2 protein-coding genes are annotated in these 4124 nt (G+C 63.8%); both read right to left on the reverse strand.

The features are described 5' to 3' along the window. Positions 1-91: 91 nt before the first annotated feature. Entirely contained in the window at positions 92-895 is an 804-nt protein-coding gene (locus tag WML84_RS13330) for a hypothetical protein (RefSeq protein WP_347346625.1), read from the reverse strand. A 77-nt stretch (positions 896-972) separates the two neighbouring features. After that, positions 973-4124, reverse strand: a 3152-nt coding sequence (locus WML84_RS13335) for a type ISP restriction/modification enzyme (protein WP_347346626.1), incomplete at its 5' end; no start/stop codon positions are given.

The following is a 4124-nucleotide window of genomic DNA, read 5'->3' on the forward strand; positions in this document are numbered from 1 at the left end:
ACCGGGGCATCCTGGCGGAGGCGTGGGCCGCGCTCCACGATGGCGAGGTCGAGCATCTCGGCCCCGACGGCTGCCGGCGCCTGCTTCCCGCCTAGAACAGGCGCTGCTGTGCCTGGCGCTTGGGGTACCAGAGGCCGATGACGCCCCACGTCTGCTGATGCAGGAAGAAGTTCCCGATGAAGAGCCGGAAGTCGTGTGTGGCAAGATCCGAGATCGTCTCGAGCTTCCGACGGGCCTTTTCCCAGTCCCCGTCGCGCCGCGCGAGTTCGAGCAGACCCCAGTCGAGGACCATCATGTCGTGGGGGCGCCTGCGACACGTTTCGCACGACGCCGCGCAGCGCCAGTCGATCCGGATCTCGTGCGTGAGGTACTGGAGCGCCTTGTACTCCGGCAGGAAGAGGTCCTGCTGGGAGGTGACGCTCTCCCATTTCTCCTCGAACTCGCGCCTTGCCGCTGCCTTCTTCGGCTTCAGGTAGACGCGCTCGACCACACCGGGCCGGATGAGGCCCATCGAGGTGTCATCGTGGAGCCGAGCGGCCTCGAGATCGGCGAGACTGTCGTAGTGCCAGGAGGTATCGCGGCAGATCCACTCTCGACGACCGGCCCACTCCTGGTCGTCGGTCGGCACCTTGCCCACGATGGAGAGCGAGTTCGGGACAATCCGGTGGCTCTCGGGCCTGTTGTCCCGCGGGTTGCGGTCGGCGCGCACCTCGACGATGTCGTAGAGGCGGTACCGCTGATCGCCTTCCAGATACCGTAGGGGGACCGGGTAGAGCCGGATCGGGCGCCCGCTCTCGTCGACCGCGCCGGTACAGACCGTCTCCGCGTGCTTGCTGCTCAACTCCGGATAGGTCTTGCCCCAAATGAGCATCTTCAGGTGCGTCGGCTCGGCCATCGGACCATCCTGGCGTGGGTTCCGCGCCGCCGGCGAATCGATCCGACGCGGGTCGTACCGATATGCCGCAGGTGCGCCTAGCTCTCCAGGACGTCCAGCTTGGGAAGCTCGCCGACGAGCCGGAGCGTTTCGACGCTGAGCGCGATCACGCGCAGGAGGAGCTCGAGCGGGTACTTGGGATTCTGCATCGTCTCCGTGGCCCAGTCGTTGGAGTCGTTGACGATGCCGCTGTCCTTGTCGGTGCGGACGCCTTGGCGCTCGACGACCCAGTCGATGGCCGAGCGGCCATTGATGACGTAGTCGTGCGCGTGGACGGGGATGTTGCGGACGGTGATGTGCTCGTTGTAGTGGATGGTCGTGAGGTCCTTGGCGCCGTCCTTCTTGGCGTACTTCATCTTCTCGACGCGGTAATGGGCGTCGGAGAGCTTCTTGCCGTTGGTGTCGACGACGACGCGGGAGGCAAGCGTGTGGTCGAACCGCTCGTAGCCGATGTGCCAGTCGCCGAGGGTCTTGCCGATGTCGTGGATCTTCCAGAAGTCCTCGGCGGACTTCACGCGGGGGATGCGGGGGAGTTCCTTGGAGAGGTTGTCGGCGTACTGCTCGAGGTACTCCGGGTGGTGGAGGATGCCGTAGCAGTAGTAGAAGATGGATTCCTTGGTGATTCCCGAGTCCTTCGGATACGCGGACTGGAAGTGGGTGAGGGCGGCGTCGGTTATCGCGAGGCGGCGGCCGTCGTTTGACTCGGACACGCCTCCCCCGAGAGCGAGTTGAGGCGCGTCAGACTCGGATTCAAGGTCGGCCGAATTCGCGCTTCCGTACAAGTAGAGCGGAAAGCACTGCGCGTCGCCGTTCACATGCAGATCTGGCGTCACATCAGTGGCAAACGCGACGAACCCAGAACCGCCATAGTTAGCATTGACCAGGATGATCCGGTTCTCGTCGCTCCCGGTCGGGAGGATACGCGGTTGCTGGCCGGGCCGGGTGATGAAGTCGCGATCGAAGTACAACCATCTCTTGTTGAACGGCCGATAGATGGCGGGACGAAGATGTGCCTCCCCGAACGAACCGCGGCGCCTCGCCAACGCTGCGCGGAACAGCTTGTCATCCCAGCCGAACTTCGTTGGATCGGAGTCAACGAACGAGCGCAGTCCGCTAATGGACATTGCCGCGCCACCCTCAAGCGACTTGGATACGCGCTCGACCTCCCGGTTGTAGAAGTCGACGGCACGTCGGAAGTTCTGCGTCAAGTCGCGACGAGAGTCGTTATACGCCCACACATCACGGTTCGTACTCACGCCGAGAGAGTAACTCTCGAAGACCGTAGCCTCGCCGCCCTTCTTGTTGCCGAGCGCCCAATAGTTCTCAAACCCGGCCGCGCGCTGACTAAGCCAGTCGCCGTGCTCATCGGGTTCGATCGGACTCCACTTACCTGCGGCCTCGATACCAGCAACGCTTCCAAACTCGCGCACGACCGCGAGCTTACGCTCGCGATCGAGAAAGTCACCGATATCGTGGAATAGGACACGTCCGACGCTGTGGGCGTTTGGATTCTTCACCAGCAGCGAGATCGCGATAGGCGCGCGGCTGCCACCACCGAAGACTTTTCCCCCCTCCCGTCGCGATCGCTCGCCCTGCGTGCGTTGATTGCCCCGCAGGTGGAACACAAGGATGCTACTGAACTCCTCCGCCAAGCACCGTCGGATCCCAGAACCCGCATTCCCTTCCAGGAACCCAGCGTTGGTTACAAAGCCCACGACCCCGGCCTCTCCCACGCGGTCCGACGCCCACCGGAGTGCGCGGATATAGCTGTCATACAGCGCCTTCTTTTGCGTCGCCGTCGATCGAGCAACGTAGGTGTCGCCGATGCGAGCATCGAGCGCGGGGTACGCCACGTTCTGATTGTCGTCTGCCGCATCCTTCTGCCCCGCCGAGTAGGGCGGATTCCCGACAATTACCCGGATGTCGAGCTTCCGCTGCCGCACCCGCCGCGCGCTGTTGTCCACCAACAACTCCGCAAGTAGATCTTCCTTCTCGTACATCTGGAACGTGTCGGTCAACAAGATTCCGGGGAACGACTCGTAGTCACCACCCACGATGTCGTGATACACCGCCTCGATGTTCACACCCGCGATGTAGTACGCGAGCAGCACGATCTCATTCGCGTGGATCTCGGACTTGTACTTCCGGATCAGCTGCTCGCGCGTGATCAGCCCGCTCTGCATCAGCCGCGTGATGAACGTCCCCGTCCCGGTGAACGGATCGAGGATGTGCACCCCCTCGCTGCCGAGCGTCTGGCCGAACTCCTTCTCCAGCAGGTGCGCCACGCTGTGGATGATGAAGTCCACCACCTCCACCGGCGTGTAGACGATCCCGAGGCGCTCCGTCAGGCGCGGGAAGGCGCCACGGAAGAACTTGTCGTAGAGCTCCACCACGATCTTCTGCCGACCCGCCGCGGTGTCGATGCCCTCGGCGCGGAGCTTCACGCTCGCATAGAAGCCGCGGAGCGTGTCGGTCTCCTTCTCCAGATGATGCTCGTGCAGCACGTCGAGCACCTTCTGCATCGCCACCGAGATCGGATTGCGGTCGGCGAAGCCGTGCCCGGCGAAGATCGCGTTGAACACCGGCTTGGTGATGAGATGCTGCGCGAGCATCTCGATCACCTCGGCGTCGGTGATGCTGTCGTTCAGGTCGTCGCGCAGCTCGGTGGCGAAGGCCTGGAAGGCCGCCCGCTCCCTCTTGTGCCTGGGGTCCTCGACGAGCTGGGTGATCCGGCTGATGTGCGTCTGGGCGATCTTGGCGATGTCGTTGGCCCACTCCTCCCAGTGGTGGCGGTTCCCCACCTTCTGGACGAGCTTGGCGTAGATGGCGCGCTCGATCTCGCCGATCTCGAACTCCAGGTGCGTCTGCGCAGCGCCGGGTGCGCCTTCCTTGGGCGCCGGCTTGCTGCCGATTCCCCAGGAGGACTTGGCCTTCTCCGCCGCGGTCGACTTCCGCTGCTTCGGCTGGATCCGGTCGGTGACGGCGATGACCTCCATCTTGCTGGGAGGCACCTGCATCAGGTCCATCTTGTTGACCATCGCGTCGAAGCTGTCGTCGTGCGAGCGGAGCGCCTGCAGCACCTGCCAGACGACCTTGTACACGTCGTTGTTGTCGAGCGCCTCGTTGGGCGTCATCCCCGCCGGGATGACGACCGGCAGGACGACGTAGCCGAGGTCCTTGCCGGGCGCCT

It is taken from the genome of Microbacterium sp. (genome assembly GCF_039812165.1).
Classification (GTDB): Bacteria; Actinomycetota; Actinomycetes; order Actinomycetales; family Microbacteriaceae; genus Microbacterium.

Coding starts and splice junctions, on each gene's coding strand:
- WML84_RS13330 (WP_347346625.1), bottom strand. CDS start 895: ATGGCCGAGCCGACGCACCTGAAGATGCTCATTTGGGGCAAGACCTAT.